2 protein-coding genes are annotated in these 2959 nt (G+C 51.6%); both read left to right on the top strand.

Annotated elements, in window-relative coordinates:
* Nucleotides 1-281 precede the first annotated feature (281 nt).
* Nucleotides 282-1004, top strand: a complete 723-nt coding sequence (locus PG897_RS22420) for a formyltransferase family protein (RefSeq protein WP_043170573.1) — start codon at nt 282-284, stop codon at nt 1002-1004.
* The gene (locus PG897_RS22415) at nt 1001-2896 is read left to right on the top strand and encodes a PEP/pyruvate-binding domain-containing protein (protein WP_270829434.1); all 1896 of its coding nucleotides are present in this window, start codon (nt 1001-1003) and stop codon (nt 2894-2896) included. The genes PG897_RS22420 and PG897_RS22415 overlap by 4 nt, the downstream gene beginning before the upstream one ends.
* The last annotated feature ends 63 nt before the right edge of the window (nt 2897-2959 follow it).

Genomic DNA, 2959 nt, shown 5'->3' with positions numbered 1-2959 from the left:
AAGGGTACCACCAATCAGCAGTTGGCCACCTCTCGCCATTCATCCATGAGTGTCGCACTTATTATCTGAATTCCCGTAGAACCTTATTTGTGGCTGTCTGAGTGTCTCTCTCGTGCCTGGCAGCGTCAATCTGTCGGTTATTTTCTGAGTGGATTTCTCAAGTTGAATGACACTCTCATTTCACAAATTCAGCATCTTGATGCAGAACAGGGGGCTTATTTGGCTTGGCTCTTGAATATGGAACAGCAACTATTGAGTGAGTTGAGTTCGGAGATGGGTCTATGAGTGCACAACGTCTAGTACTGCTTTGTGGCCGTACGGTTCGTTCCTCCGTCTATGTACAGGCGTTAGCAAACTTGAACATAATTCCAGATGCTATTTTGGTATATGGCGATGGAGGGGGGAAGGTCCAGTCTACTCGGCAGGTACAGGGTGTAATGGTCGACGATCTATTCACTCCAGATCCATGTTGGGAGCTTGCAGATTGTCTCGATGAGCTGGGTTGGCCCTATCAGGTGTGTTCGGCACACTCCCTCTCGGATCCAGCATTGCTTGTGATGCTGGAATCTCTGCGTCCTGAATTGGTGGTCTACTCAGGCTACGCGGGGCAATTGGTTCCGGCGGAATTACTACGTTGTTATTCGGTGTTGCACGTTCACTCTGGCTGGCTTCCGGAGTATCGGGGTAGCACAACCCTGTATTATCAGATCATTGAGCAGGGCGGTTGTGCAGCCAGTGCCTTGCTGCTTGATGAGCGTATCGATACTGGCCCGATTTTGGCGCGGAAGCACTATCCATTGCCGCCTGCTGGAACGGATGTCGATTACCTTTATGACAATATGATTCGTGCCGATCTGTTGGTGACTGTGCTGGCTCAGTGGCGGTCAGGGTTGCCGTGGGATCGGATGTCTCAGCAAATGGACTCTCCGCCTTATTTCATCATTCATCCTCTACTCAAACATATGGCCCTGCTCGCCATCGATAAGCAGGAGAGGCCCTCATGAGTCTCAATGCTCCCGATTTTAATTTTGGAACTAAATCTGAAACTCTGGCTCGCTTACAAACGAGGGTTAGCCGTTCGGAAATTCTCCCTCTTTATTACTTCACTGCCACTCAGTGGCTATATCAAAAAGCTGTGATTCTTGCGGCCATCGCCGGTATGGAGCATGGTGGCTGCGTAATCATCCGTAGTAGTGCTCAAAATGAAGACAGCCAATGTGATTCCATGGCTGGAGCTTTTACCAGCTGTTTGAATGTGCCTGTGGATAGTCAGTCGGAACTGGAGCAGGCGATCGAGCGTGTGATTGCCTCATTCGGGCAGCATCAACATGGAGAGAATCAGATACTAGTGCAACCCATGCTCAGAGATATTCAGATGAGTGGGGTCGTAATGACCCACGATCTGGAGCATGGCGCCCCCTACTATGTGATTAATTATGATGATGAAAGTGGTCTGACAGACACAATTACGGGTGGTGTCGGAATCCAGAAAACAGTATTGATCTACCGTGATACTGCTCATCGTCTCGTGCGTTCAACACGTATTCAGGCACTGTTGGCGGCATGTCGAGAGCTGGAGGCTCTTTGTGGACGGGTGCCTTTGGACATCGAATTTGCTATCGATTGCCAAGAGTGCGTTTACATTCTGCAAGTTCGTCGCATCACTCTTTGTAATACCTGGCATCCGATCACTGAGCGGCGAGTTGCTCGTCAACTGGCCCATATTCGGCATTACCTTGAGCAAACCCTGCCTCCTCAGCGTGATCTATTTGGTGGTAAGTCACTACTGGGGGTGATGCCAGATTGGAATCCTGCCGAGATCATCGGAACTATGCCGCGCCCACTGGCTTCATCTCTCTATCGTCTGCTGGTAACCGATTCGGCATGGCGGGAGGCCCGAGCTAGGATGGGGTATTACCATCCCCGTCATCAAGTGCTTATGGTGATGCTGGGGCATCATCCCTATATCGATGTACGCAGCAGCTTCAACTCCTTTTTGCCAGCAGGTCTTGATGATGCAACGAGCGATCGTTTGGTCACAGCCTGGCTGGAACGTTTACGCGAGCACCCGGAATGGCATGACAAGGTTGAGTTTGAGGTGGTGCAAACCTGTCTGGATTTTACCTTCGAAGCCGATTTTGAGGTTCGTTATGCCGGATGTCTGACTTCCGATGCGTTTCAAACCTATCGACAGGAGCTGGGTGCATTGACGTGCCGCGCCATCGTCGGCGAGGGCGAGGGCTCACTAGCGGCCGCAATGGCGGGTATCCATGCGTGTGCAGTCGATCAAGAGCAAAGGGGATCGATTCACGGCTGGCGAGCCGATCTGGTATCCGTCAAACGTCTTTTGATGGTGTGCCGTGAGTTCGGTACCGTTAACTTTGCGATCCTCGCTCGGCATGCCTTCATCGCCGAAGCGTTGTTGCGTTCCGCATGCCGTCGCGGAGCAATTTCTACGGAACGATTGCAGCTTTGGAAGCAGTCTTTACATACGGTGACAACCGATCTCACCAGTGACTATGCGGCTGTTTGTGCTGGAACACAATCTGCTGACCATTTTCTCGCTCGATTTGGTCATCTGCGTCCTGGGACTTATGACATTACCTCGCTGCGCTATGATGAGCGTCACGACCTGTTTGCGACCACACCTGGGTCGAATGGGCTGGAGTCGGTTCATGCGGCGAGAGGTTTTGAGCTCCAGCCTGACGAGGAACAGGCGTTGCAGCGACTGCTGGATGAACGAAGCTGGCCTGTTACTGCCGCAGGCCTACTGGCTTACTCTGGCCAGGCCGTCCAAGCGCGAGAGTACGCCAAGTTGATCTTCACCCGAGACTTATCTGATGCGCTGGCTTTGCTCAATCGTTGGGGAGGAGAGGTTGGTCTTGAGGTATCCTGATTTTCACAGACAGTCCCGATTGTTACGATGAGATAATCGGGGGTATTGAATGAAATCGAGAGA

The organism is Aeromonas sp. QDB20, from assembly GCF_027707805.1.
Taxonomy (GTDB): Bacteria; Pseudomonadota; Gammaproteobacteria; order Enterobacterales; family Aeromonadaceae; genus Aeromonas; species Aeromonas dhakensis.
This window is presented reverse-complemented; position numbering and strand designations above follow the sequence as displayed.

Coding starts and splice junctions, on each gene's coding strand:
- PG897_RS22420 (WP_043170573.1), top strand. CDS start 282: ATGAGTGCACAACGTCTAGTACTGCTTTGTGGCCGTACGGTTCGTTCC.
- PG897_RS22415 (WP_270829434.1), top strand. CDS start 1,001: ATGAGTCTCAATGCTCCCGATTTTAATTTTGGAACTAAATCTGAAACT.